Below are 26,535 nucleotides of genomic sequence, written 5' to 3' on the forward strand. Positions count from 1 at the left end.
AAAAAGGATGGTTGAGTCATCCTTTTTTGCTGCCTGCGCCTCCAGCGCACCACCCGGTCAGGCAGAAAACTCCTTGCCTTCATAGTGCTCGGGAACCTTGAGCTGCCCCGAGGCGATGGCAGCCGACGCCTTGGCCACGCGCTCGCGCACAGCGGCGGCAACGCCCTGGCCCATGGTCAGGCGTACGGCCGCCGGGTCGCTCAGGCCAATCTTGCGAATACCCGGGCCGGGCGCACCGCGCTCCTGCATGTCCTTGACGGCCAAGAACGCGCCAATGCCCACATCGGCCCAGGCGGAAGCGACGAACACCTGCGGGTCCACCGTGGTCCAGTCGATCACATTGCCGATCTGGCGCGTGCCCGCTTCGCGGCAGGCCTGGGTCACGCCATCGCGGCCGGAGTTGAGCATGGTGAAGATCACATCGGCACCGGCAGCCATCTGGGCCTTGGCAATGCGGTGCGACAAAGCGTTGTCGTCCTGATCGCCCGAGAAGTTCGTCAGCAGCTTGACCCTGGGGTCGGTATCGCGCACACCGGCAGCATAGGCAGCACGCCCCTTGAGCCCCGGGGGCACGCGAATGCCCGACATATGGCCGACCACACCGGTTTTGGTGGTCAGCGCCGCCAGCACGCCCGCCAGATAGGCCGACTCTTCCTGCAGCACGTCATAGCTGCAGAGATTGCCTCCCTGTACCGCGCCCTGGGTCACGACGAACTGGGTCCTGGGGAAGCGCGCCGCAACTTCGGCTGCGGCCTGATTGTTCTGCCCGCCATGGGCAATCACCAGCTGCGCACCCTGCTCCGCAAGCTGTGCAAGAGCCGGCACCAGCAACTCCTTCCTGGGCGCCATGCCGTCGAGAAAGCGGGTCTGCACGCCCAGCTCCTGGCGTGCTTTTTCCAGGCCGCGCCAGCCGGCCTCCATAAAGCCCTTGTCGCTGCGCGAGCCCGCAAACAGACCGCCCACCACCAGGGAACCGCCGGATGCGGCAGGCCCGGAAACTCCGGCCCTGCCGGCACAGGCCGTCAATGCCAGCAAGCCCGGCACGGCTATGGCCGAAGCCATCCATTGGCGACGCGAAATAAATGAGGAATGAGAAGCGCTGGACAAGATGGAAGCTCCTTGAACACAGAAAAACAGCGACGCGCACAGGCACGAAACCCACTTATTCCTTGACCTCGGTCACGAAATAAAGCCCTCAAACTGTATGCAATTTCCGTGCACACGATACTCGCAAGAAACCCCAGCGCCGGGCTCGGCTGTCCTGGCGCCTGGGCAGCACCGTGCTCTTGCATTGCGCATCCGGCCTCGCTCCGCAATACACGCGACTTGAACGCGCCGATAGTCCAAAAGGCACAATGGCGGTGCCTGAATCTGGTCTGCGACAACGCCCTGCCTGCTGCCGCAAAACCATGCACGCGCGACCGACTCCGAATTGCTTCACGCCCCATTCAAGACGCAGCCCAAGTCTTGGTCTATAATGCTCGACTTTGCTGGCATTACCCCGTCGGCCATACTAGTTAAAAAGTGGCGGGGAAACCGCTGTTCACGGCTCTCAGGCCCGATCTTCCCGAGAACCCTCTGTCAGCACAGATATATCTGGAAATTAAATGACTACCATCCGCGTCAAAGAAAACGAGCCCTATGAAGTTGCCCTGCGCCGCTTCAAGCGCACCATCGAAAAGCTGGGTCTGCTGACCGATCTGCGTGCTCGCGAGTTCTACGAAAAGCCCACAGCCGAGCGCAAGCGCAAGAAGGCTGCTGCCGTGAAGCGTCACTACAAGCGCGTTCGCAGCATGCAACTGCCTAAGAAGCTGTACTAATCGTTGATTAGGACCAGTCGGCCTTAAAACAGCCGCAAACCCGCGCTCGGGACGCCAGGCGCGGGTTTTTTGTTTTCTGGCCACTGCCAAGCCTGCCCGGCTGCGCAGTGACCTCCCAGCGCATGGACAGTCAGCGTCCGTTCGCCCACCCCAAGGAGAAAGCCATGAGCCTGAAAGCCCAGATTACCGAAGACATGAAGACCGCCATGCGTGCCAAGGACAGCGCGCGCCTGGGCACCATCCGCCTGCTGCAGGCCGCGATGAAGCAAAAGGAAGTGGACGAGCGCATCGAGCTCGACGACGCCGCCGTCATCGCCATCGTCGACAAGCTGATCAAGCAGCGCAAGGACTCCATCGCCGCCTTCGAAGCCGCCAACCGCAGCGATCTGGCCGACGTGGAAAAGGCCGAAATGGAAGTGCTCAAGGTCTATCTGCCCGAACGCATGGGCGAGGCCGAGATCACCACAGCCGTGCAGGCCATCGTGGCCGAACTGGGTGCCTCCGGCCCTGGCGACATGGGCAAGGTGATGGGCGCCGTCAAGGCCCAGCTGGCCGGCAAGGCCGATATGGGCCTGGTGTCCGCTGCCGTGAAGGCCGCGCTGACCCGATAGTTGGCAACCGGCCTGAGCCACCATGCGGCACCAGGCTCAAAAACAGAAGCTGCTTGCGCTTGCAGTACATATCTTTCAGATTAAAAATGATCTGAAATTTATGTATATCAAGCGATAGCAGCTTCTTTTTTTATAGCATTTCTGAATCCCATGGGCGCCTGTTTGCTGAAGAACTCCTGCAGAAACTCGACGCAGACCCGCACCTTGGCCGAGCGCTCCAGTCGCGTCGGATAGACGGCCCAGATATTCGCCTGCTGCTGCCACTCGGGCAGCAACTGCAGCAGGCTGCCGGCCTGCAGATCGGCCGCCACATCCCAGAGCGATCGCAACACGATGCCATGGCCGTCGCGCGCCCATTGCACGGCCATCTCGCCATGATTGGTGGACAGCGGCCCGGTCACTTTCACGCTGCGCTCCTGACTGCCCGAGCGCAGTTTCCAGACACCGAAGGGATGGTCACGCTCCTTGATGACCAGGCAGTCATGCGCAGCCAGCTCGTCGAGCGTGCGCGGGCTGCCACGCCGCTGCACATAGGCCGGGGCCGCACACAGCACGCGATGGTTGTCGGCCAGATGCCGGGCAATCAGGTGCGGGGCGATCTCGTCGCCCACGCGTACGTCTAGATCGAAGCCCTCGGCCGCAACATCGACGATGCGGTCAAACACCTCCAGGCGTAGCTGCAGCGCCGGATATTGCGCAATCAGCTGCGACAGTGCGGGCGCAACCACATTGCGGCCAAAACCGAAGCTGGTGGACACCCGCAGCAGGCCGCGCGGCTGGCGCCGCGTCACATCCACCTCCTGCAGCAGATGCTCGACCTCGTCCAGAATGCGCTGCGCCCAGTGGTAGACGCGCTCGCCCTGCTCGGTGACAGCTACCCGCCGTGTGGTGCGATGCAGCAGCTTCACGCCCAGCTCCTGCTCCAGCAGGCGGATGCGCTTGCTGACAAAGGCCGGCGAAGCATTGTGCGCGGCCGCAGCCTCGGCAAAGCTGGCTTTGCGCACCACGGTGGTGAAGACACGCAGGTCTTCGGGCGAGGGCATTTTCTGCACGATCTGTAAACAATCAGGCTACGATCAGTCAATTGTATTCAGTTATGTAAGGTGCAGAATACCGCCAGGCACAGGCTGAGCCGCTGCCTCGCCACCCAACACATTCACGAGAGAGCACCATGTCCACACCCAAAAAGATTGCAGTCATCGCCGGCGACGGCATCGGCAAGGAAGTCATGCCCGAAGGCCTGCGCGCGCTGGAAGCCGCAGCCAGGCGCTTCGACCTGCCGCTGGAGTTCCACCATTTCGATTGGGCCCACTGCGACTACTACGCCGAACACGGCCAGATGATGCCCGACGACTGGAAGGCCCAGCTCTCGGGCATGGACGCCATCTTCTTCGGCGCCGTGGGCTGGCCCGCCACCGTGCCCGACCATGTCTCGCTGTGGGGGTCCCTCCTCAAGTTCCGCCGCGAATTCGACCAGTACATCAATCTGCGTCCGGTGCGCCTGTTCGAAGGCGTTCCCTGCCCCCTGGCCGGCCGCAAGCCCGGCGACATCGATTACTACGTGGTGCGCGAGAACACCGAAGGCGAATACACCTCGCTGGGCGGCGTGATGTTCGAAGGCACAGACCGCGAGATCGTGATCCAGGAATCGGTCTACTCGCGCAAGGGCGCCGACCGACTGCTCAAGTACGCCTTCGATCTGGCCCAGAGCCGCGCCAAGAAGCACGTGACCCTGGCCACCAAGAGCAATGGCATCGCCATTAGCATGCCCTGGTGGGACAAGCGCGCCGACGACGTGGCCAAGGACTACCCCGAAGTCACGCTGGACAAACAGCACATCGACATCCTGACCGCGCGCTTCGTGCTTCAGCCCGGCCGCTTCGACGTGGTGGCCGCCACCAATCTGTTTGGCGACATCCTGTCCGACCTGGGCCCTGCCACCACGGGCACCATCGGCCTGGCGCCGTCGGCCAACCTCAACCCCGACCGCAACTTCCCCTCGCTGTTCGAGCCCGTGCATGGCTCGGCGCCCGACATCTACGGCAAGAACATCGCCAACCCCATCGCTATGGTCTGGTCGGGTGCGCTGATGCTGGACTTCCTGGGCCGCAGCGAAGGTGCCTGGCGCCAGGCCCACGACACCATCGTGGCCGCTATCGAGCACACGATCAAGGCCGGTCCGCTGACGCCCGATCTGGGCGGCAAGGCCAACACCACCGAGGTGGGTGAAGCCATCGCCGCGGCCATCGCCAAGGCCTGATGGCTCCAGGCTGGCCGCGGCCGGCCTGATTCAAAATGAGAAGCACCCGTGCAGGCACAACCTGCACCAGGGTGCTTTTTACGTCTGAACGCCCAGGCCCAACGGCGGCGCAGGCTTCAGCCCGGGGATTTGGCTTTGGCTTGCGAAGCCGGTTTTCTGGCCGCCCGGGCCTGGGCATTGCGCTGTGCTGCGGCCTGCACCAGCGCCTGGAACGCTGCGGCGTCAAGCGCATCGCCCAGATGCAGATCTATGGCCCGGCGCGTGGCGCCTTCAAGACTGGCATTGAACAGGCCGGCCGGATCGGCCAGGGCCGCACCATGCGCAAAGGTCAGCTTGACCACGGCCTTGTAGGTCTCGCCCGTACACAGGATGCCGTCCTGCGACCATACGGGCGTTCCACGCCATTTCAGCTCTTCCACCACGGCGGGCAAGGCCTCGCGGATCAGCGCCCGCACGCGGGCCAGCATGGCGCCGCGCCAGTCGTCCAGGCCGGCAATCCTGGCATCGATCAGAGCCGAAGCCTCGGGGCCGCTGACAGGCTCGGCCGAAGGTGCAGGCATGGGTAGCAAGGCAGTCATAGATGGGTCTCCATGGTTGGACCTGGAATCATGTCCAGCACAAGGCTCAAGACATGGGACAAGGATTGCACCACGGTAGCACGCCAGAGCAGAGCGGTCCCAGAGTGCCAGCCCGCCCTATATCAGGCTCATACCAGGCTCAGCCCAGCTCCCCCGCAACCTCGCGCAGGCATTCGACCAGCAAGCCCGTGGTCGGCGTCAGCGGCTGGCCACGCAAGGTGATCAGTCCCACGGGCGGCAGATCTATGGGCACGACCAGATCCAGCATGGCCAGCGTACCCAGGGCGGCATGACAGCGGGCCACGCCACGCGCCATGAAGGCCACGGCGCCGCGCTGGTGCACAAAGGTCAGCTGCGAGAGAAAGGACGCGGTCTCCACGATGTCGGCTGGCGGGTGCAGGCCGTGGGCATAGAACTGCTGCTCCAGCTTCACTCGCAGCGAGGCCCAGGGCGGCGGCAGCACGCAGGGCTGGCCCGCCAGGGCCTGCCAGCTGGCCGCACCCGGCGCCAGCAGCGCATGACCGGGCCGCACCACGGCCACCATGGGATCGTCGTACAGCGCCTCGGTCTCCAGGTCGGGCGCGGCATAGCCGGGCTCCAACCGCCCCACGAACAGATCCAGCTCCCCCAGGCGCAGCTTGGGCAGCAAGCGCGTCAGGTCCCCCTCCTCCACCATCACCGTGGTCTGGTCCGAACGCGCCTTGAGCCGCTCCACGGCGCGCGCCAGCAGCACCGGCGTGGCCACCACCATGGCGCCCACACTGGCGCGCCCGCGGGCACCGCTGGCCTCGGCAGCCATCTCGTCGCGCGTGCGTTCGAAACCGGCCAGCACCGAGCGTGCAAAACGCACCATGCTGACACCGGCTGCCGTGGGTTCGGTGCCGCGCGTGGAGCGCTCGAACAGAGCCATGCCCAGCATGCGTTCGACCTCGGCCAGAGTCTTGGAGACGGCAGGCTGGGTCACTGCCAGAAACTCGGCCGCACGGCCCAGGTGGCGGAACTGGTCCAGCGCCACCAGCAGTTGCAGATGGCGCAGCTTGAGGTTGGAGCGCAGCACACGATCGATCTTGCTCATGGGGCTTCATTACCTAATAGTTATGAAGAGAGTCTATCTTTTCATTGGATTGTCATGGAGCAGTTTTGAACAATCGGGGCTGGCAGTTCATATAACGACAGGAGACAAGCGATGATCCCCCCACACAGCAGCCGACGCAGCTTTGTGCTCGGCACCCTCGGCGCAGCCACGCTCGGCAGTTCCACCCGCCTGCTGGCCCAGACCTGGCCCGAACGCCCCATCACCTTCATCTGCCCCTGGCCTGCCGGCGGCACGGCCGACCAGTCCATGCGCGCGCTGTGCACCGTGGCCAGCCGCATCCTGGGCCAGGCGATTGCAGTGGAAAACCGCGCCGGAGCCTCGGGCATGATCGGCTCCAAGGCCCTGGCCTCGGCCAAGCCCGATGGCTACACCATCGGCCAGATCCCGATCTCGGTCACGCGCTTCTCCCAGCTGGGCACGCTGCAGGCCGATCCGCGCAAGGACTACACCTATATCGCGCGTACCTCGGGCCAGACCTTCGGTATCGCCGTGCCGGCCAACTCGCGCTTCAAGACCCTGCAGGACTTCGTCGCCGCCGCCAAGGCCAAGCCCGGCAGCATCACTTACGCCCACGCCGGCGTGGGCGGCGCCACGCATGTGGGCATGGAAGAATTTGCGGCCGCAGCCGGCATACAGCTCAGCCACGTGCCCTACAAGGGCGGCGCCGAGGCGCTGCAGGGCGTGCTGGGCGGCCATGTGGATGCGCTGGCCGACTCCAGCTCCTGGGCTCCGCATGTCGAAGCCGGCAAGCTGCGCCTGCTGGCCACCTGGGGCGAGCAGCGCACGCCGCGCTTCAAGGACGTGCCCACGCTCAAGGACCTGGGCTACAACGTGGTCGTCGATGCGCCCAACGGCATCGGCGCGCCCAAGGGCCTGCCGCCCGCCGTCGAAGCCAAGCTGCGCGATGCCTTCCGCCAGGCCGTGGCCAGCCCCGAGTTCAAGTCCGTGGCCGACAGGCTGGACGCGCCCTTGCTCTACCTGGACGGCCCCGACTACGCCAAATATGTGAACACGGTCTACCAGAAGGAAACCGTGCTCATCGACAAACTCAAACTGCGCGAGCTGATGCGCTGACGCGCCGCGTCCCCGCCGCATCCCCACTGCCTCAAGCCCGCCATCCCCGGACTCCAAGATGCTCTCCTCCTCTTCTTCCCTGCTGCACCTGCACCCCAACGACAACGTGCTGGTGGCCAAGACCGCCCTGGCCCTGGGCCAGGACATTCCCGAGCTGGGAGTGCGCACGCGCGCCCAGGTGCCGGCCGGCCACAAGATCGCGGCACGCCGCATCGCCGAGGGCGAGCAGGTCAAGAAGTACGACACGGTGATCGGCGTCGCCACACGCGACCTGGAGCCTGGCGACTATGTGCACAGCCACAACCTCAAGCTGGTGGACTACTACCGCGACCCGTCGTTCGGTGCTGACGTACGGCCCGTGGACTACGTGCCCGAGGAGCTGCGCGCCACTTTCCAGGGGTTTGTGCGAGCGGGCGGCGGCGTGGGCACGCGCAACTTCATCGGCATCCTGTCCTCGGTCAACTGCTCGGCCACCGTGATCAAGCGCATCGCCGCCCACTTCACGCCCGAACGGCTGGCAGCCTTTCCCAATGTGGACGGCGTGGCCGCCTTTGCCCAGAGCAGCGGCTGCGGCATGTCCTCACCCAGCGAGCACTTCGATGTGCTGCGCCGCACCCTGGCCGGCTATGCGCGCCACCCCAACCTGGCGGGCGTGCTCATCGTGGGCCTGGGCTGCGAACGCAACCAGGTCGATGCATTGGTGGATTCGCAAGGCCTCAAGGAAGGCCAGTTGCTGCGCACCCTGGTGATGCAGGAAGTGGGTGGCACGCGCGCCACCATCGAAGCAGGTATTGCCGCCATCGAAGAAATGCTGCCCATCGCCAACCAGGCGCAGCGCAGCACCGTCAGCGCCGCCCATCTCAAGATCGGCCTGGAATGCGGCGGCTCGGACGGCTTCTCGGGCATCACTGCCAACCCCGGCCTGGGCGCGGCCATGGACATTCTGGTGCGCCACGGCGGCACGGCCATTCTGTCCGAGACACCCGAGATCCATGGCGTGGAGTTCATGCTCACGCGCCGCGCCATCAGTCCCGAAGTCGGCCAGAAGCTGCTGGACCGCCTGGCCTGGTGGGAACGCTACGCAGCCGGCCAGAACGCCCAGTTCAACGGCGTGGTCGGTCATGGCAACCAGGCCGGCGGCCTGGCCAACATCTTTGAGAAATCCCTGGGCAGCGCCATGAAGGGCGGCACCACGCCGCTGCGCGCCGTCTATGAATATGCCGAGCCCATCACCGAACACGGCTTCGTCTTCATGGACTCGCCGGGCTACGACCCGGTGGCCTCCACGGGCCAGATCGCCAGCGGCGCCCAGCTGATCTGCTTTACCACGGGCCGCGGCTCCATGTTCGGCAGCAAGCCCGCACCCACCATCAAGCTGGCCAGCAACACCCCCATGTACAAGCGCCTGCAGGAAGACATGGACATCAACTGCGGCGTGGTCGTCGACGGAGAGCTGAGCGTGCCCGAGCTGGGCCAGCAGATCTTCGAGCGGATCCTGCACCATGCCAGCGGCGAGCCAACCAAGAGCGAAGCCCTGGGACTGGGCGACCATGAATTCGTGCCCTGGCATCTGGGCATCGTGAGCTGAGGAAAACGCATCTTCCAGAGCTTCCCGCCCATACCCAATCTTCACTTTCTGCGATTTTCACCATGAACGCCACGCCACTCAGACTGCAACGCACCGAACTGCAGCGCAGCGCCAACTTCATCGCCGGCACCTGGACGCCCGCTGCCAGCGGCGCCAGCTTTGCCGTGACCGATCCGGCCACGGGCAGCACCATCACCAACGTTCCCGATTCAGGTGCGGCCGATGCGCGCGCCGCCGTGGATGCCGCCCAGGCGGCGCTGCCCGCCTGGCGCAAGCTGCCGGCCAAGCAACGCGCCGCCATCATCAAGCGCTGGAACGACCTGGTGCTGGCCCATCAGGACGATCTGGGCACGCTGATCTCGCTGGAGCAGGGCAAGCCGCTGGCCGAAGGCAAGGGCGAAGTGGCCTATGCCGCCAGCTACATCGAATGGTTCGGCGAGGCCGCCACACGCATGAACGGCGAAGTCATTCCCGCGCCCGTGCCGGGCCGGCGCATGTTCGCCCTGCGCGAGCCCGTGGGCGTGGTCGCCGCCATCACACCCTGGAACTTCCCGGCCGCCATGATCGCGCGCAAGATCGCGCCTGCCCTGGCCGCGGGCTGCACCGTGGTCTGCAAGCCGGCCGAGGACACACCGCTGACTTCACTGGCCCTGGTGCTGCTGGCGCACGAAGCCGAGGTGCCGGCCGGGGTGCTCAACATCGTCACGGCTTCGCGCGAGCGCACGCCCGAGGTGGTGGACCAGTGGCTGGACGACAGCCGCGTGCGCAAGATCACCTTCACAGGCTCCACGCCCGTGGGCAAGCACCTGGCGCGCCGCAGCGCCGACACGCTGAAAAAGCTCTCGCTGGAGCTGGGCGGCAATGCGCCCTTCATCGTTTTCGAGGATGCCGATGTGGCAGCCGCCGTGGACGGCTTCATGGCCGCCAAGTTCCGCAACGGCGGCCAGACCTGCGTCTGCCCCAATCGCGTCTTTGTGCACAGCTCGGTGTACGAGGCCTTTGCCCAGCAGCTCAGCGCCCGTGTAGCAGCCTTGCATGTGGGCCCGGCCAGTGACCCGGTCTCGCAGATCGGCCCCATGATCAATGACCGCGCGGTCGAGAAGATCGCCCGCCATGTGGAGGACGCGGTGGCCAAGGGCGCCAAGGTGCTCACCGGCGGCAAGCGCCTGACGGATCTGGGCCCCACCTACTACGCCCCCACCGTGCTCTCGGGCGCCACGGCCTCCATGGCCTGCGCCTGCGAAGAAACCTTCGGGCCCGTGGCTCCGCTGACCGTGTTCGACGACGAGGCCGAGGTCATCGCCGCCGCCAACGACACGCCGTTCGGTCTGGCCGCCTATTTCTACAGTCAGGACATACGTCGCATCTGGCGTGTCGCCGATGCCCTGGAGTCGGGCATCGTGGGCGTCAACGAAGGCGCTCTGGCCGCCGAGGCCGCGCCCTTTGGCGGTGTCAAGGAGTCAGGCTACGGCCGCGAAGGCTCGACCCACGGGCTCGACGATTACCTGCACATCAAATACGTCTGCCAAGGTGGGTTGGATTGAATGCAGGACATCTCCCTGAGGCGCTGCGTGGCCAGCCAGGCCCTTGCTTGGTGTCTCTGGCTTGGGCCGCGCCAGTTACAGGCGCCACGCCTATTCACCTGCACTCCGCCCTTTCACTGAATCGAGACCCTCATGCCCGCACTGAACCCCTTCAAGACCGCCATCACCGCACGCCAGCCCCAGATCGGACTGTGGCTGTCCATGGCCGCCCCCTACCTGGCCGAAGCGGCCGCCACCACAGGCTATGACTGGTTGCTGATCGACGGCGAGCATGCGCCCAACGATCTGCGCAGCACGCTGGGTGCGCTGCAGGCCGTGGCGCCGCACGGCGCCCAGCCGGTGGTGCGAGTCGTGGAAGGCAGCACGGCCCTGATCAAGCAGATGCTGGACATTGGCGCCAAGACACTGCTCGTGCCCATGGTGGACACGGCAGACCAGGCCCAGGCCATCGTGGCCGCCACGCAATACCCGCCCCTGGGCGTGCGCGGCGTCGGCAGTGCCGTGGGACGTGCCTCTCAGTGGAGCAGCCGCGCCGACTATCTGAATGTGGCCGACGACGAGGTCTGCCTGCTGGTGCAGGCCGAGACCACCACGGCCCTGAAAAATCTCGAAGCCATCTGCGCCGTGGACGGCGTGCACGGCGTCTTCATAGGCCCGGCCGACCTGGCTGCCTCCATGGGCCACCGCGGCAACCCCGGCCACCCCGAGGTGCAGGCTGCCATCGAGGCAGCGATGCGGACCATTGTTGCCAGCGGCAAGGCTGCAGGTACGCTGACCTCGGACCCCGCGCTGGCACAGCGCTACCTTCAGCTTGGCTGCAGCTTTGTGGCCGTGGGCGTGGATGTGCTGATGTTCGTGAATGCCGCGCGCAAGCTGCGTACCCAGTTTGCCGGCTCCACGGTGGCGGCCCCGGCACTGCCAGGAGCCGCCTACTGAAGCCTTGAAGCACCGTGCAGAAGTTGCAACCATGCCCGTATATCCTGATGGAAATGTCGCAGAGCCGCCCAAACCTCGGTCGCATCACAATGCGCGTGGCCTCTCAGCCACATCTGCACATCAGGTCATCGCTGCTGGAGCGCTCTGTGCCGAACCTCTGCACCGCAAGTTCATGCGGCGACGGCGCCTGGCGCGGTCGGCGGGTTGGCGGCCAGCCAATGCTCAAACTCCTTCGGTGCCAGCGGCCGGGCGAACAGAAAGCCTTGCGCCACCGGGTAGCCCTGCTCGCACAGCATCACGCTCTGCGTTGGCGTCTCCACTCCTTCCGCCACCACGGTCAGGTGCAGACTCTTGCCAATGCCCAAAATAGCACTGCTCAACGCCCGAGCCGCCTCGTCATGTTCAAGATCGGCCACGAAGCTGCGATCCAGCTTGAGTTCGCTGACCGGCAGGCGGCGCAGATAGCTGAGGCTGGAGTAGCCGGTGCCGAAATCATCCATGGACAGGCGCACGCCATGCGCATGCACCTCGTCTATGGTCTTCATGGTGCTGGGGTTGGTGTCCAGCAAAATGCTTTCCGTCAGCTCCAGGGTCAGGTCCTGCGGCACCAGATCGTTTCGGTCCAGCGTGTCGGCGATCATCCGAGGCAAATCCAGATTGTGAAAGCTCGACGGCGACAGATTGACCGACACCGCGGGGACCTCCATCCCTTTGGCGCGCCACTGCGACAGCTGGCGACAGGCCTCTTCCAGTGCCCAGCTTCCCAGATCGGCGATCAGCCCGCACTCTTCGGCCAGCGGGATGAAGCGGGCTGGCGAAATCTCGCCCAGCTCGACATGGGTCCAGCGCGCCAGGGCCTCCACGCCATACAGACGGCCGGTGGCCATTTCGATCTGAGGCTGATAGTGCAGGCGCAGGCCGCCGCTTTTGAGCGCCTTGCGCAGTGCAGTCTCCAATGCCAGGCGCTCCTGGGCCAAGCGGTTCATTTCGCTGCTGAAGAAACAGAAACGGCCGCGTCCCTTGCTCTTGGCCTGGTACATGGCCATGTCGGCGCGGTGCACCAGGGTCTCCATATCCCGGCCGTCCATGGGAAACATTGCAATGCCCACGCTGGCGGATATGGACAGCGAGGTGTCGGCGATATTCAGGGGCTCTGCCAACAACTCCTGCAGGCGTTCGATGGTATTGGCCACATGCTCCGCATCGCATTGCGGCAGCACGGCAACAAACTCGTCACCCGACAAACGCCCGGCAATATCGCAGCTGCGCAGCACGCGCTGTAATCGCGTCGCAACATTGCGCAGCAATTCATCCCCCACAGGATGACCCAGAGAATCATTGACCTGCTTGAACCGGTCCAGGTCGATGAACAGCACCGCCAACTGCTCGTCATTGCCGGCAGCTGATGCAATCGCCTGATCGGCCTTGGCCTGCAGCAGGCTTCGATTGGGCAATCCGGTCAGTCCATCGTAGAAAGCCAGCTGACGAATGCGCGCGCGCGACAGCTCACGCTCCAGCGCCAGGGCGCACAGATGGATGCAGGCATCCACCAGTTGCTGGTGAAAAGCCGAGGCATCCCCGGTCAGCTGCTCCCGGTAATAGAACGCGAAAGTACCGATCGGCTTGCCGCCGCTGTTGCAGATGGGAGTGGACCAGCAGGCTTTGAACCCCAGCGGCAGGATCAGGTGCTTGAAATCCGTCCACAACGGATCATGTGCAATATCGTCCACCAGCACCGGCGCGTTGCGCCAGGCCGCCGTTCCGCAGGAACCCACGCTAGGACCTATGGCCACCCCGTCTAGCAGCGCTGAATAAGAATGCGGCAGGCTTGGTCCGGCCAGCGGATGGAGCAGCCCCTGGGCATCCACCTCGAGAATCGATGCCGTCACCTCCGGAGCAATCCTCTCGACCTCCTGGCACACCATCTCCAGCACCTCCACCAGCGGCCGCTCGCGCGCCATGGCTTCCAGCACTCGGTGCTGCAAGGCCTCATGCATCTTTGAGCGCGTGATATCGGTCAGCATCGAAACCGTGTATTGCCAGCGCCCGTCCGCGTCGAGGATGGGGTTGCTGATGACCTTGGCCCAGTAGCGCTGTCCATGCTTGCCGACCACGATTTCCTCACGCCCCACAGGCTGGCCGGCGCGCAATTCCGCGCGATAACGGTCCACAAAGGCCTCGGACGCCTGAGGAGCCAGCAAGGCAATCGGCATGCGCCCCGCGACCTCCTCGGTGCGCCAGCCGAACATGCGCGTAAAGCCGCCGTTGACATGCACGATGCGTGAGCTTCCATCACTGATGACCACTGCCGTGTCGGAGGCATCGGCCACCAGGGACAAGCGACGCAAGTGCTCCTGCTGCGCCTGCTCCCGGGCTCGCCGCTGCGTGACGTCGGTAGCGATCTTCAGAATATGCATCACCCGACCCTGGGCATCCATCACCGGTGAATAGGTAGCCTCCAGCCAGCAACTGCTGCCATCGCTGCGTAGTCGCTCCACCACTCCGGAGTAGGCATTGCCTGCGCACAGATGCGTCCAGATTTCCCGATACCTGGCACTGTCGGCCAGACGCGCAGAGCAAAAGCTGCGATGCGGGCGGCCCAGAGACTGCTCACGCGTAAAGCCCATAAGCTGCAGATAGTTGTCATTGGCACGGTGCAACGACCCATCCAGGCCAAATTCAGCCATGGCCATGACCCTGTCCAAGGCCTGCAGCTGGGCCAGCTGCAGCTCAGGAGGCATCGCGCCAATATCTCCCTCTCGCATCATTATTCCTTTGCATATTCGCATCCCAGGCCGGCTCGAATCCGGAATGGAAAAGTCATGCTTTTATCTGGATGCAGGCAATAATAATGACGAAAACGAGATTCAATATTCGTGATTCAGTCCAAGTGTTCAAAAAAAACTTTGATTATTGACTTGCGAGCCTGTGCTGCGCTGGCAAAGTACTCTGCCGGGCAGTCACAGGCCGTTGCGGCAGAGCAGCGGTGTGCCCGGCTATCAGCCAGCCGGTGTCTCAGCGTCGCCATTTGCCGCCAAATTGGTTGACCACCATGCCCAGCAGAACGCCCAGCGTGCCCAGCCATTGCAGGCCATTGGGAGCTTCTCCCAGCAGCAGCATGGCCGACAGCAGACCGATCACCGGCACCAGCAGCGACAATGGGGCCACGGTGCTGGCTGCATAGCGCTGCAGCAACCGCGTCCACAGACCATAGCCCAGCAAGGTGGACAAAAAAGCCAGATAGGCGATCACCCCAAGCTCGCTCCAGCCTATGGACTGCAGCTGCGAAGCCACCGAATCCGCGCCATCCACCCACAGGGACAGCAACAGCAGCGGCAGCATGGGGAAGACGCTGGTCCAGACGATGAAGGACACCGGCTCATACGAGCCTTGCTTGGCCGCCATCCGCGTCAGCAGGTTCGAGCCGGCCCACATGGCAGCGGCGCCCACAGTCAGCACAAAACCGATCAGCGTCATATCCGATGTCCCCTCACCATGGGCTGCACCGATCAGCAGCAGTCCGGCAAGAGCGATGAGCAGGCCCAGCCATTGCCAGCGCTGCGGTTTCTCGTGCAAGAACGCAGCCGCCAGCAGCATGGTGATGAAAGCCTGGGTCTGAAGCACCACGGATGCCATGCCGGCAGGCATGCCCAGCTTCATGCCGGTGAACAGCAGGCCGAACTGCCCGACCCCTTGCACCAGGCCGTAGGCGGCCAGCAGACCCCAGGAAAGATTTTTGGGCGGACGCACGAACAGCAGAAACGGCAGCGATGCCGCGGCAAAGCGCAGCGCGCACAGCAGCAGGGGCGAGAGCTTGGCCAGCCCCCACTTCATGACCACGAAATTAAGACCCCAGACCACGATGACGATGATGGCGCTGAGCCAGTCCGGACGGCTCATGCCGGAGGTGGGTGAGGATGCAGAACTCATGACACTGACAACTGATATTGGATTTTCTAGATCAAGCCCCCTAGTATGACTTGCCATCAGTCATGGCTGGCTGCGAAAGCGGTCAAATCGAATACCGGGACTGCAAACGGTCTTACTTGAGCAGATACCGGTCCATTTTGATCGGCAGCATGAGCAAGGCCTTGAATACGTACAGGACGATCAAGGTGCCGCTGAAGTCGCCCAGAATCATCACAAGAAGCTGGTCCATCTGAAAACCATCCCCTATGACCACGGACCAGGCCTGGTGCAGCAAGGCATTGCTCAGTCCGTAAATGACACTGAGCCACAGCAGGCGACGCGGCGTGAGATCACTGAGAGATCGCCCGAGCCCCATCCATTTGCGAGCTGCGCAATAGGTGCCATAAGGGGCAAGCGTGGCCATGATGCCGCCCGCAAATGCCCGCAGCCAGTCATCCGGGAAAAAGTAGAAGTTGCAGACCAGCCATGACACGACGAAAAGCCCGGCCACGCCCGCCTCCGCAAAAAGCAGGGTACAAAGCAGACGAGCGCCTGCAGGCAGGTAAATCCAGTTGACGCCCCTGACAAATTCCAGTTCGGAGAAAATCCACTGATTAAGAGCCAGCATCGCCAGGAACAGCAAAGCCGTGATAACCGCCACCGAAAATTGCGTCCAAATGTTCTTCATGCGCTGCCGCCGAGCTTGTTCACTGTCTGCACAGTATTATGAGTGCCGTTTATTCGCTCTTCGTTAGCGGCGCGTCGCCTGTTTTTGCCTTCTCATGCCAAAGTCCCTGTCTGCCGATATCTATTTACGCTTTCTGCACCTGGCAGCGACCATCCGCAACCTGCCAGTGCTGCCCGCACTGGATCCACTGGAGGAACGCCTGCTGGAGCAAATCGCCAATGCCGGCACGCGCCAGGAGCGTCTTTGCGTCCGGGATCTGATGGCCCAGCGTGAACTGGGGTCTCCGGCCACGATTCACACCCGTCTGAAGTCCATGCGCCAGAAAGGCTGGATCCTGCTGGCCGATACCGAGGATGCCAGACGCAAGCAGATCGAGCTCAGTGCCGATGCCCACAAGCATTTCGAGAAACTCTCGCACTGCATAGTTCAGGCCGCAGCCGAGAGCTGATGCAGAAATGAAAAAGCAGCCGCCGGGCTGCTTTTTTCATGGAGCGACCAACAGCGATCAGCTGCCGGCCACCTTCATGCGATTGATCAGCATGGAGCCCACGGTCTTGGCACCGTAGTTGTAGGCATCGGCTCCGATGGCCTCAATGCCCTTGAACATGGTCTTGAGGTTGCCCGCGATCGTGATTTCGTCCACGGGGAAAGCGATCTCGCCGTTCTCCACCCAGAAGCCGCTGGCGCCGCGCGAATAGTCGCCGGTCACATAGTTCACGCCCTGGCCCATCAGCTCGACCACAAACAGGCCCGTGCCCAGCTTCTTGAGCATGGCATCCAGATCGTCGCCCGCCTTGGTGCGGCGCGAAGTCATGACCAGATTGTGCGAGCCGCCGGCATTGCCCGTGGTCTTCATGCCCAGCTTGCGCGCCGAGTAGCTGGACAGGAAATAGCCTTCCACGCGGCCGGCATCGACCACCTTGCGAGCCTGCACGCGCACGCCCTCTTCGTCAAAGGGCGAGCTGCCCTTGCCGCCCAGGACAAAGGGGTCTTCCTCGACATCGATGTGCTTGGGGAAGATGGGCTTGCCCATGGAGTCGAGCAAGAACGTGCTCTTGCGATAGAGGGCGCTGCCGCTGACGGCCTGCACAAAGCTGCCCAGCAGGCCGGCGGCCAGCGGAGACTCGAACAGCACCGGGCATTCGGTGGTCGGGATCTTGCGGCTGCCCAGACGGCTCAGCGTGCGCTCTGCGGCGTAGCGGCCCACGGCTTCTGGCGAGGCCAGATCTGCAGCATTGCGCATGGAGCTGTACCAGTAGTCGCGCTGCATCTCGCCATTCTTGCCGGGCAGCTTGGCGATGGGCGCCACCGACATGCTGTGGCGCGAGCTGGCGTAGCCGCCGCGAAAACCGTTGGTATGGGCCGTGAAGAAATGGCTTTGCTGGGCCGAGACGCCCGCACCTTCGCTGTTGCTCACGCGACGGTGGGTCTTGAAGGCGGCCTCCTCGCAGCGCAGCGCCATCTCAGCAGCGGCTTCGCTGGTGATATCCCAGGGATGGAACAGATCCAGATCGCGATGCGTGCCGGGCAGCGCGATATCTGCGCTGTCGGGCAGGCGGGCAAACGGGTCTTCTGCGGTGAAGCGCGCGATGTCATAGGCGGCCTGCACGGTCTGCTTGATGGCGGCTTCGGAGAAGTCCGAGGTGCTGGCATTGCCCCGGCGCTGACCCAGATAGACGGTCACGCCCAGCGACTTGTCGCGGTTGCGCTCCACGGTCTCCAGCTGGCCCTTGCGCACGCTGACCGATAGGCCGCAGCCCTCGGAAGCCTCGGCGCCGGCGTCCGTCGCACCCAGCTTTTTGGCATGCTGCAAAGCCTGGTCCACCAGCCCCTCGAAAAAGGCTTGGCTGAAGCTGAAACCGGCTTGCGGTGCGGATTGGGCCTGTGCACTGGAAGTGCTTGTATTGCTGGAGCGAGGTTTTTTCATAGCGGCGGATATGATAGCCGCCACTGCGGCGCCCTCTGCGCTGCCACCGATATTGCCCCCCTTACCATGTCACGCAAACCCACCAAAGGCTATTTTGTTCGCGGAAAGTTCGTTGCCGAAGGCAGCGAGCTGGACCTTGAGCTGAAGGCCGAACTCAAAGGCACTTACGATTCCACCAAGACCGACCTCAAGCGCGAAAGTGATGCGCTGCAGGATCTGGGCAAGGAGCTGATGACGCTGCGCAGCGACCTCTTCAAGCGTCTGCAGCTGTCCGACCAACTGATCGACGCGCTGGCCGAGGCCAAGCGCATCACCAACTTCGAAGGCAAGCGCCGCCAGATGCAATATGTCGGCAAGCTCATGCGCAAGCTGACGCCTGAACAGGTCGCGGCCGTGAAGCAGGCGCTGGACGAGCAGCGCAATGGCTCCGCCAGCGAAAAAATGTCGCTGCAGGTGGCCGAGCAATGGCGCGACCGCCTGATCGTCGAGGAAGCGGCCCTGTCCATCTGGCTGGAGCATTTCCCCGGCACCGATGTGCAGCAGCTGCGCTCGCTGATCCGCCAGTCGCGCAAGGACATCGACAAGGCCAAGGAGCAAGCCGCCGCAGCGGCCGCTGCCGCCGGCCCCGATGCCGAACCCAAGGAAGTCAGCAAGGGCCGCGCCTACCGCGACCTGTTCCAGCTGGTGCGCGAGCAACTGGCCAGCGCCGGCAAGGCCGGTGCGAGCGCCGAGGATGACGGCGATGAGTGATGCGCCCGTATCCGTATATCTTCACGATGCCGTGAAGATCGGCATCGTCTCCATCAGCGACCGCGCCAGCAGCGGCGTCTATGAAGACAAGGGCCTGCCCGCGCTGCAGGAATGGCTGAGCCGCGCGCTCAAGAACCCCATCCAGTTCGAGCCGCGCCTGATTCCCGACGAGCAGGCCGGCATCAGCGCGGCGCTGATCGAGCTGGTCGATGCAGGCTGCAGCCTGGTGCTGACCACCGGCGGTACCGGCCCCGCGCTGCGCGATGTGACACCCGAGGCCACTTTGGCCGTGGCCCACAAGGAAATGCCGGGCTTTGGCGAGCAGATGCGCCAGATCAGCCTGGCTTTTGTGCCCACGGCCATACTCTCGCGCCAGGTGGCGGTGATACGCGGCAGCAGCCTGATCATCAATCTGCCGGGACAGCCCAAGGCGATTGCCGAGACGCTGGAAGGCCTCAAGGACGCCGACGGCAAATCCAAGGTCAACGGCATCTTTGCTGCCGTGCCCTACTGCATCGACCTGATCGGCGGCCCCTATCTCGAGACCCATGACGAGATCTGCAAGGCCTTTCGCCCCAAGACCGCGATTCGCGCGCCGCGCACTGCATAGCCTGCAGCGCCAGGTGCAATCCCTGCCAAAACATCCACCAAAGCAGCCTGCGGGCTGCTTTTTTCATGGTGCTCACGTGGCATGGCTGCTGCGGGTATCTCGCTGCAATCGCTATCAGAATAAAAGCAATTTGCGCCTTTCATCCATGGACTTCAGCAATAAATCCATCTGAAACCTATGAACAAAAAGCGCTAGCAGCTATCAAAGATGGTGTATCCCTTGGGATTTCCCGCAAGTGCTTGCCCCGATGCCAGACGCAATAGCCACCCCTAGCATGTTTGCTGCGATGCAGCGACGGCGGCCACCCGCCAACCGGACGCTGCACGCTCTCTCCACATTTCTCATAATTTTCAGGAGACTCCATGCATCGCTTGTCCCAGTCTGCGCCCACTGCTTCCCTGCTGGCTCTCGCCCTGACGGCGGCCTTCGCGGCTCCCGCCATGGCACAGGAAAAAGTCAAGATCGGCTTCATCACCGACATGTCCAGCCTCTATGCCGATGTGGAAGGCAAAAACGGTGCCGTTGCCATACAGATGGCGATTGACGACTTTGGCGGCAAGGTACTGGGCAAGCCCATCGAGCTGCTGACAGCCGACCACCAGAACAAGGCAGATATCGCGGCCAGCAAGGCCCGCGAGTGGATAGACACGCAAGGCATCAGCCTGGTGTTCGGCGGCACCAACTCCGCCACGGCCCTGGCCATGGCCAAGGTCGCCCAGGAGAAAAAGCGCGTCTTCATCGACAATGGCGCGGGCAGCTCGGCTCTGACCAACGAGCAATGCAGCCCCTATACCGTGCACTACGCCTTCGATACCGTGGCCCTGGCCAAGGGCACGGGCGGTGCCGTGGTGGACACGGGCGGCAAGAGCTGGTTCTTCGTGACGGCCGACTATGCCTTCGGCCATGCACTGGAAGCCGACACCAGCAAGATCATCGAAGCGCGTGGCGGCAAGGTGCTGGGCTCGGTCAAGACGCCGCTCAACGCCAGCGACTTCTCTAGCTTCATGCTGCAGGCCCAGAACAGCAAGGCGCAGATCCTGGGCCTGGCCAATGCCGGCGGAGACACCATCAACTCCATCAAGGCGGCCAAGGAGTTCGGCGTCACCAAGAACATGAAGCTGGCCGGCCTGCTGGTCTTCTTCAGCGACATCCACAGCCTGGGACTTAAGAACACCGAAGGCATGCAGTTCACCGCCCCCTGGTACTGGGACATGAACGACGGCTCGCGCAAGTTTGCCGACGCCTTCATGGCCAAGACCCAGCGCCGCCCCAGCGAGATCCAGGCTGCCGACTACTCGGCCACCATGAACTACCTCAAGGCCGTGGAAAAAGCCGGAACGCTCGATGCCGACAAGGTCATGGCCACCTTGAAAAGCACCAAGATCGACGACTTCTTCGGCCAGGGCTATATCCGTGAAGACGGCCGATATGTGCACGATATGTACCTGATGCAGGTCAAGTCGCCGGCCGAATCCAAGGGCACCTGGGACTATTACAAGATCATCAAGAAGCTGCCAGCCGAGCAGATCTGGACCACCAAGGCGGAAAGCAAATGCCAGTACTGGCGGTGACTTGAACCCGCGAGGCATATGCCCCGCATCGGCACAACGGACAGCAAGCCGCGGCAGCTGTCCGTTTTTTCATGGCAGCAGTTCCAACAGCTCCAAGCGTCAATCCGCAACAAACTTACATCGCGATATTTGCGCCTTATCGAGATGGACCTGACGGGCGGCGTCCCCAGCGACCCTTTCCAAGCCGAACGCTGCAGCCCCTGCGGCATCACTCGGCAAAAAGGCAGGCCCTGCGGCCTGCCTTTTTCATGGCGACGGGCAAAAGCGCTTGATGCACAAGTGCCGCAGCCCGGCTTCAGTTCAGGTCAACGTGCCGTGGTGTCGGTCGATGCATTGACGATGGGAATGTAGAAATCGCCGCCCGCCTGATTGAACTCCGCCGCCTTGGCCTGCATGCCCACGGCAATGCTGTTCTCGGCGCTCACGCCTTGCTGCTTGGCAAAGTCGCGCACTTCCTGGGTGATCTTCATGGAGCAGAACTTGGGTCCGCACATGGAGCAGAAGTGAGCCACCTTGGCGCTGTCCTTGGGCAGGGTTTCGTCGTGGTAGGCCTGGGCCGTATCGGGATCCAGTCCCAGGTTGAACTGGTCCTGCCAACGGAAGTCGAAGCGCGCCTGGGAGAGCGCATCGTCACGCGAACGCGCGCCCGGATGGCCCTTGGCGACATCGGCCGCATGGGCCGCAATCTTGTAGGCGATGATGCCCTGCTTGACGTCGTCGCGGTCGGGCAGACCCAGATGCTCCTTGGGCGTTACATAGCACAGCATGGCCGTGCCGAACCAGCCGATCATGGCCGCGCCGATGGCGCTGGCGATGTGGTCGTAGCCGGGGGCGATGTCTATGGTCAGCGGGCCCAGGGTGTAGAACGGGGCCTCGTGGCAGTGCTTGAGCTGCTCGGTCATGTTCTGCTGGATCATGTGCATGGGCACATGGCCAGGGCCTTCGATCATGGTCTGCACATCGTGCTTCCAGGCGATCTGCGTCAGCTCGCCCAGCGTGGCCAGCTCGGCAAACTGGGCATCGTCGTTGGCATCCGACGCGCAGCCGGGACGCAGGCCATCGCCCAGCGAGAAGCTCACGTCATACTGCTTCATGATGTCGCAGATGTCCTCGAAATGTTCATAGAGGAAGCTCTCGCGGTGATGAGCCATGCACCACTTGGCCATGATGGAGCCGCCGCGCGAGACGATGCCGGTGCGGCGCTGGGCCGTGAGGTGGATGTAGGCCAGGCGCACGCCGGCGTGGATGGTGAAGTAGTCCACGCCCTGCTCGGCCTGCTCGACCAGCGTGTCGCGGAAGATCTCCCAGGTCAGGTCCTCGGCAATGCCGCCGACCTTTTCCAGCGCCTGATAGATGGGCACGGTGCCGATGGGCACGGGCGAGTTGCGCACAATCCAGTCGCGCGTGGTGTGAATGTTCTTGCCCGTAGACAGGTCCATGACATTGTCCGCACCCCAGCGAATGGCCCAGACCAGCTTTTCCACCTCTTCCTCGATGCTGGAAGTCACGGCCGAATTGCCGATGTTGGCGTTGATCTTGACCTTGAAATTGCGGCCGATGGCCATGGGTTCGATTTCAGGGTGGTTGATATTGGCCGGAATGATGGCGCGGCCGCGCGCCACTTCGTCGCGCACGAATTCGGGTGTGATGATCTTCGGGATCGCTGCGCCCAGGCTGTTGCCGGCCAGGCGCAGCTCTCGCGCCGCGTCCTGCTGGTACTGCGCCATCCATTCACGGCGACCGTTTTCGCGCAGGGCCACATACTCCATCTCGGGCGTGATGATGCCGCGCTTGGCATAGTGCATCTGGGTCACGTTCTGGCCTGATTTGGCTCGGCGCGGCTGGCGCTGCAGCGCTGCGGCTTCGGCACGCAGCTGCTCCACACGCAGGTCTTCTTCGCCGCGCTTGCCGCCGTCGTCCAGCGCCACACGCTGGCGGCCCACATAGTATTCGCTGTCGCCGCGCGCCTCGATCCAGGCACCGCGCACGCTGGCCAGACCGCTGCGCACATCGATCTTGGCAGCAGGGTCGGTGTAGGGGCCGGAGGTGTCGTAGACGCTGACCTGCTCACCGTTGGTGAGCGCAATATCGCGCACCGGCACACGCAGTTCGGGATAGATGGAGCCGCTCAGATAGCTCTTGGTCGAAGCCGGAAAGGGCTGGCGGGACTGGGCCAGCAGTTCGGCAAAGCGGGTGGCGTCAGGGGCGTTGCCAGCGGCTGGCGTAAAGATGGAATCAGGGGCGTTCATCGCAGTCTCCTCAAAGCGGTTGAAGTGCATCAAACGCTCCGTGGAGTGCGGCCCTGCTCTGATCTTGCCCTGCACTGGCCCGGCCCGCTATGGGGTATCCGGCCTGTGCCGCCGAAATTCTGCAATCTCGGCCTGGTTCTTCACGCACCGGCTGTCCAGAAAAGACAAAACCCCAGTGCGCGAGGCGCCTGGGGTTTGCTGTGCCCATGGCTTTCAGGGCTGGCACCCGTGCCAGTTGCCCTGTCAATCCATCGGCCCTGCGTCAGGGTCCCGCTCTTCTTCCGCCGGTATGAACCGGATCAAGTTCGTCGGGTTCGCCTGCACTGTTTTCACAGTGACTGGCATCTCAGCGCTTTCGCACACCCCGGAGCTGCACGCAGTATAGGCTGGTTTTGCCACAATTTGCGCACTCTTGAAGCTGTTTAACTATCCTGACCCTCAAGCGTCTAATCCGCCGTTCAATCCAGCCCCTGCAGCGCCAGCCATTCATTGCTGGCAGCACGGCTTGCGCGCCACTGGTTGATGGGCGCGCTGACATCCTCGTAGCCCAGGGCAATGCCAAAGGCAATCTGGTAGCCATCCGGCAATGCCAGCTGTTCGATCAGCATGTCGTTGTACATGCGCCAGAAGCCCTGGGCACAGGTGGCCAGACCTTTCTCCACCGCCAGCAGCATGAAGGACTGCAGATAGATGCCCAGATCCACCCATTGCGCATAGCCCATGCGCTCCTCCACGGCCACGAAAATACCCACGGGCGCACCGAACATCTGGCCGTTCTTGGCCAACTGGGCCAGACGTGCTGCCTTGTCCTCGCGACCGATATTGAGTGAGCGATACAGATCTTCGCCGTTTTCAAAGCGGCGACTGCGGTAGGGCTCCCACAAACCGGGTGGATAGGACAGGCCGGGGCGCTGCACGGCCTCGGTCTCCCTGGCCCTGGCGCACAGATCCTTGAGCGCCTGTCCGCCCACTGCAGTCACACGCCAGGGCTGCATATTGCCGCCGGACGGCGCCTGCGCTGCGGTCTCCAGCAAGTCCCGCACCGTGGCAGCAGCCACGGCCTGCGGCAGAAAAGCGCGCACCGAACGACGCTGCTGCAATGCTTGACGAGTATCCATCTCTTCTACTTTCCTAAATCACTGGTGTGCAGTGTAGGAGCTTGCGGCATTTTCCCGAGTCGCCGTGGATACCTTGTCGCAGCCGCCCCGGTGCTTGCCCTGATGGCGCGCCCTGCTCCAACTGCGACCATGCTGGCTGCCCGTCGCAGTGACCGGGTACTCACCACCTCAGGAGATGACTCTGATGAAGCCTCGCTCTGTTTGCTCCGCTACCGTTTTTTCCCCAAGAACATTGACGCTGGCACTGGGATGCCTGCTGACCGCTGCAGGCGCTCAGGCGCAGGACAAGATTCGCATCGGCTTCATCACCGATATGTCGGGCCTCTATGCCGATGTGGACGGCAAGGGTGGTGCTCTGGCGGTGCAGATGGCCGTGGACGACTTTGGCGGCAAGCTGCTGGGCAAGCCCATCGAAGTATTGACGGCCGACCACCAAAACAAGGCCGATATCGCGGCCAGCAAGGCACGCGAGTGGTTCGACACCCAGGGCATGAACATGCTGATCGGCGGCACCACCTCCAGTGCCGGCCTGGCCATGGGCAAGGTGGCCGACGAGAAGAAAAAGGTCTACATCATCAACGGCGCGGGCACTTCGGCACTGACCAACGATCAGTGCAGTCCCTATTTCGTGCACTATGCCTATGACACCGTGGCGCTGGCCAAGGGCACGGGCAAGGCAGTGGTGGAGCTGGGCGGCAAGAGCTGGTTCTTTCTGACGGCCGACTATGCCTTTGGCCAGGCGCTGGAGGCCGACACCACCCGCGTGGTCAATGCCGCTGGCGGCAAGGTACTGGGCAACGTCAGGCACCCGCTGAACACAGCCGACTTCTCTTCCTTCCTGCTGCAGGCCCAGAACTCCAAGGCCCAGATTCTGGGCCTGGCCAATGCAGGCGGCGACACCATCAATGCCATCAAGTCGGCACGCGAGTTCGGCCTGACCAAGACCATGAAGCTGGCCGGCCTGCTGCTGTTCAGCTCCGACATCCACAGCCTGGGCCTCAAAGCCACGGAAGGCCTGATGTTCACCGACAGCTGGCATTGGGACCTGAATCCCGAAAGCCGCAAGTTCTCGGATCGCTTCTTTGCCAAGTTCAAGAAGATGCCCACCTCGCTGCAGGCAGCCAACTACTCGGCCGCCATGCAGTATCTGAAGCTGGCCGAGAAGCTGGGCACGACGGACGCAGACAAGATCATGGCCGGCTTCAAGGCCACGCCGCTATCGGACTTTTATGCCAAGGGCGTGATCCGCCCCGACGGCCGCTACGCTCACGACATGTATCTGCTGCAGGTCAAGACGCCGGCCGAATCGAAGAAGGCCTGGGATTACTTCAAGGTGCTCAAAACCCTGCCCGGCGACCAGGTCTTCACCACCAAGGAAGAGAGCAAGTGCGCTCTGTGGAAGTAGCCGGTCGGCATTGAAGAAGCAGCCGGGCTGCCTGCATGGCACCCGGCTTGATGCCTTGCGCTTCGTCCTCGCCTTCTTGCCACGCAAGAAGAAGCGTCAAGCGACTGCCCGCACCGGCATCAAGACAAGGCTCATTCGAACCCGCGCATCTCGCACCATTCCCCGGGCTCTGCCCTGGTGGAGCGCCACTGGTTGATGGGTGCCGCGCTGTCCTCATAGCCCAGAGCCATGCCAAAAGCGATCTGGTAGCCCTGCGGCAGCGCCAGATGCCGGCTCACAAAATCGCTGTAATTGCGCCAGAAGCCCTGGGCGCAGGTGGCCAGCCCCTTTCCGGTCGCCAGCAGCATCAGCGATTGCAGATAGATGCCCAGATCCACCCACTGCGCACGCAGCATGCGGCTCTCGACCGCGACGAATACGCCTACAGGTGCGCCAAACATATGGGTGTTCCGGGCTAGCTGCAGCAGCCGCCCACTCCTGTCCTCACGCCCCATGCCTATGGAACGATAGAGATCCTCGCCATTGTCAAAGCGGCGGCTGCGATAGGGCTCCCACAGCTGAGGTGGATAGACCAGGGCAGGATCAGAGTTGGGGGTCGCCGCAGGCATGGCCTGGCGCAAGGCCTGAAGGCTGTCCCCCGTCAGCGCTATCACGCGCCAGGGCTGGAGGTTGCCGCCTGAAGCCGCAAGTCCGGCCTTCGCCAGCAAATCCCTGACCAGCGCCGCATCCACCCTCCTTGGCAAAAAAGCACGCACCGAATGGCGCTGCTGCATGGCCTGTTCCACATTCATCATTGCTTGC

Annotated in this window: 23 protein-coding genes and 1 riboswitch; of the genes, 12 read left to right on the forward strand and 11 right to left on the reverse strand. The window is 63.3% G+C overall.

Features of this window, described 5'->3' with window-relative positions:
* Nucleotides 1-57 precede the first annotated feature (57 nt).
* Nucleotides 58-1,107 carry a BMP family protein gene (locus tag MPZ60_RS18170; RefSeq protein ID WP_241781309.1) on the reverse strand — a complete coding sequence of 350 codons (1,050 nt, stop codon included), beginning with the start codon at nucleotides 1,105-1,107 and terminating at the stop codon, nucleotides 58-60.
* 500 nt (nucleotides 1,108-1,607) lie between these two features.
* Between MPZ60_RS18170 and rpsU the strand changes: the two genes are divergently transcribed.
* Together rpsU and MPZ60_RS18180 are read left to right on the forward strand one after the other, a co-directional pair.
* On the forward strand, nucleotides 1,608-1,820 hold the full coding sequence (gene rpsU / locus MPZ60_RS18175) for a 30S ribosomal protein S21 (protein ID WP_003052999.1): 213 nt from the start codon (nucleotides 1,608-1,610) through the stop codon (nucleotides 1,818-1,820).
* A gap of 164 nt (nucleotides 1,821-1,984) precedes the next feature.
* Nucleotides 1,985-2,431, forward strand: a complete 447-nt coding sequence (locus MPZ60_RS18180; RefSeq protein ID WP_034352908.1) for a GatB/YqeY domain-containing protein — start codon at nucleotides 1,985-1,987, stop codon at nucleotides 2,429-2,431.
* A 107-nt stretch (nucleotides 2,432-2,538) separates the two neighbouring features.
* Here the strand turns inward: MPZ60_RS18180 and MPZ60_RS18185 are convergent, their stop codons facing one another.
* Nucleotides 2,539-3,474, reverse strand: coding sequence for a LysR substrate-binding domain-containing protein (locus MPZ60_RS18185; protein ID WP_034352719.1), 936 nt, complete (start codon nucleotides 3,472-3,474; stop codon nucleotides 2,539-2,541).
* 128 nt (nucleotides 3,475-3,602) lie between these two features.
* On the opposite strand from MPZ60_RS18185, the gene MPZ60_RS18190 reads away from it, so the two are divergent.
* Nucleotides 3,603-4,691 carry a tartrate dehydrogenase gene (locus MPZ60_RS18190; RefSeq protein ID WP_012839310.1) on the forward strand — a complete coding sequence of 363 codons (1,089 nt, stop codon included), beginning with the start codon at nucleotides 3,603-3,605 and terminating at the stop codon, nucleotides 4,689-4,691.
* Nucleotides 4,692-4,807: 116 nt separating this feature from the next.
* On the opposite strand, the gene MPZ60_RS18195 is transcribed toward MPZ60_RS18190, so the two are convergent.
* Together MPZ60_RS18195 and MPZ60_RS18200 are read right to left on the reverse strand one after the other, a co-directional pair.
* Nucleotides 4,808-5,269 (reverse strand): DUF1801 domain-containing protein, encoded by a 462-nt coding sequence (locus MPZ60_RS18195; protein WP_034352724.1) that lies wholly within the window; start codon nucleotides 5,267-5,269, stop codon nucleotides 4,808-4,810.
* Nucleotides 5,270-5,408: 139 nt separating this feature from the next.
* Nucleotides 5,409-6,344: a LysR substrate-binding domain-containing protein gene (locus tag MPZ60_RS18200; protein ID WP_034352726.1), complete on the reverse strand. Its 936-nt coding sequence runs from the start codon at nucleotides 6,342-6,344 to the stop codon at nucleotides 5,409-5,411.
* Nucleotides 6,345-6,455: 111 nt separating this feature from the next.
* Here MPZ60_RS18200 and MPZ60_RS18205 point away from each other — a divergent pair, with 111 nt between their 5' ends.
* The 4 genes from MPZ60_RS18205 (at nucleotide 6,456) to MPZ60_RS18220 (ending at nucleotide 11,507) form a co-directional block, all read left to right on the forward strand.
* Nucleotides 6,456-7,439: a tripartite tricarboxylate transporter substrate binding protein gene (locus MPZ60_RS18205; RefSeq protein ID WP_034352729.1), complete on the forward strand. Its 984-nt coding sequence runs from the start codon at nucleotides 6,456-6,458 to the stop codon at nucleotides 7,437-7,439.
* Nucleotides 7,440-7,497: 58 nt separating this feature from the next.
* Nucleotides 7,498-9,027 (forward strand): UxaA family hydrolase, encoded by a 1,530-nt coding sequence (locus tag MPZ60_RS18210; RefSeq protein WP_034352731.1) that lies wholly within the window; start codon nucleotides 7,498-7,500, stop codon nucleotides 9,025-9,027.
* Nucleotides 9,028-9,089: 62 nt separating this feature from the next.
* A complete protein-coding gene (locus tag MPZ60_RS18215; RefSeq protein ID WP_034352736.1) occupies nucleotides 9,090-10,571 on the forward strand; it encodes an NAD-dependent succinate-semialdehyde dehydrogenase in 1,482 nt (493 codons plus the stop codon).
* Nucleotides 10,572-10,703: 132 nt separating this feature from the next.
* Nucleotides 10,704-11,507: an aldolase/citrate lyase family protein gene (locus MPZ60_RS18220; protein ID WP_034352739.1), complete on the forward strand. Its 804-nt coding sequence runs from the start codon at nucleotides 10,704-10,706 to the stop codon at nucleotides 11,505-11,507.
* A 170-nt stretch (nucleotides 11,508-11,677) separates the two neighbouring features.
* Here the strand turns inward: MPZ60_RS18220 and MPZ60_RS18225 are convergent, their stop codons facing one another.
* From MPZ60_RS18225 to MPZ60_RS18235, 3 genes are all read right to left on the reverse strand, one after another.
* The gene (locus tag MPZ60_RS18225) at nucleotides 11,678-14,272 is read right to left on the reverse strand and encodes an EAL domain-containing protein (protein WP_242882082.1); all 2,595 of its coding nucleotides are present in this window, start codon (nucleotides 14,270-14,272) and stop codon (nucleotides 11,678-11,680) included.
* A 250-nt stretch (nucleotides 14,273-14,522) separates the two neighbouring features.
* A complete protein-coding gene (locus tag MPZ60_RS18230) occupies nucleotides 14,523-15,437 on the reverse strand; it encodes an EamA family transporter (RefSeq protein WP_039049165.1) in 915 nt (304 codons plus the stop codon).
* A 112-nt stretch (nucleotides 15,438-15,549) separates the two neighbouring features.
* Entirely contained in the window at nucleotides 15,550-16,104 is a 555-nt protein-coding gene (locus tag MPZ60_RS18235) for a hypothetical protein (protein WP_039049164.1), read from the reverse strand.
* Between the two features lie 94 nt (nucleotides 16,105-16,198).
* Between MPZ60_RS18235 and MPZ60_RS18240 the strand changes: the two genes are divergently transcribed.
* Nucleotides 16,199-16,552, forward strand: coding sequence for a hypothetical protein (locus MPZ60_RS18240; RefSeq protein WP_003069365.1), 354 nt, complete (start codon nucleotides 16,199-16,201; stop codon nucleotides 16,550-16,552).
* 57 nt (nucleotides 16,553-16,609) lie between these two features.
* On the opposite strand, the gene pmbA is transcribed toward MPZ60_RS18240, so the two are convergent.
* Nucleotides 16,610-18,031, reverse strand: a complete 1,422-nt coding sequence (gene pmbA / locus MPZ60_RS18245; protein WP_012839320.1) for a metalloprotease PmbA — start codon at nucleotides 18,029-18,031, stop codon at nucleotides 16,610-16,612.
* 66 nt (nucleotides 18,032-18,097) lie between these two features.
* Here pmbA and yjgA point away from each other — a divergent pair, with 66 nt between their 5' ends.
* The 3 genes from yjgA to MPZ60_RS18260 all read left to right on the forward strand — a co-directional run bounded on the left by yjgA (nucleotide 18,098) and on the right by MPZ60_RS18260 (nucleotide 20,962).
* Nucleotides 18,098-18,781, forward strand: coding sequence for a ribosome biogenesis factor YjgA (yjgA, locus tag MPZ60_RS18250; RefSeq protein WP_034409367.1), 684 nt, complete (start codon nucleotides 18,098-18,100; stop codon nucleotides 18,779-18,781).
* Entirely contained in the window at nucleotides 18,774-19,391 is a 618-nt protein-coding gene (gene mog, locus MPZ60_RS18255; protein ID WP_046460930.1) for a molybdopterin adenylyltransferase, read from the forward strand. The genes yjgA and mog overlap by 8 nt, the downstream gene beginning before the upstream one ends.
* Before the next feature lie 362 nt (nucleotides 19,392-19,753).
* Nucleotides 19,754-20,962 carry an ABC transporter substrate-binding protein gene (locus MPZ60_RS18260; RefSeq protein WP_003069356.1) on the forward strand — a complete coding sequence of 403 codons (1,209 nt, stop codon included), beginning with the start codon at nucleotides 19,754-19,756 and terminating at the stop codon, nucleotides 20,960-20,962.
* A 305-nt stretch (nucleotides 20,963-21,267) separates the two neighbouring features.
* Here the strand turns inward: MPZ60_RS18260 and thiC are convergent, their stop codons facing one another.
* Complete coding sequence (gene thiC / locus MPZ60_RS18265; RefSeq protein ID WP_242882032.1) at nucleotides 21,268-23,211, reverse strand: phosphomethylpyrimidine synthase ThiC; 1,944 nt, start codon at nucleotides 23,209-23,211, stop codon at nucleotides 21,268-21,270.
* A 259-nt stretch (nucleotides 23,212-23,470) separates the two neighbouring features.
* Nucleotides 23,471-23,588: riboswitch (TPP riboswitch) on the reverse strand.
* An 81-nt stretch (nucleotides 23,589-23,669) separates the two neighbouring features.
* A complete protein-coding gene (locus MPZ60_RS18270; RefSeq protein ID WP_057092898.1) occupies nucleotides 23,670-24,329 on the reverse strand; it encodes a nitroreductase in 660 nt (219 codons plus the stop codon).
* 184 nt (nucleotides 24,330-24,513) lie between these two features.
* Here MPZ60_RS18270 and MPZ60_RS18275 point away from each other — a divergent pair, with 184 nt between their 5' ends.
* On the forward strand, nucleotides 24,514-25,734 hold the full coding sequence (locus MPZ60_RS18275; protein ID WP_034363015.1) for an ABC transporter substrate-binding protein: 1,221 nt from the start codon (nucleotides 24,514-24,516) through the stop codon (nucleotides 25,732-25,734).
* A gap of 131 nt (nucleotides 25,735-25,865) precedes the next feature.
* Here MPZ60_RS18275 and MPZ60_RS18280 read toward each other — a convergent pair whose 3' ends face one another.
* A complete protein-coding gene (locus MPZ60_RS18280; RefSeq protein ID WP_242882081.1) occupies nucleotides 25,866-26,525 on the reverse strand; it encodes a nitroreductase in 660 nt (219 codons plus the stop codon).
* Nucleotides 26,526-26,535: the final 10 nt, after the last annotated feature.

Origin of the sequence: Comamonas sp. 7D-2 (genome assembly GCF_022749555.1) — a bacterium.
Lineage (GTDB): Bacteria > Pseudomonadota > Gammaproteobacteria > Burkholderiales > Burkholderiaceae_C > Comamonas > Comamonas thiooxydans.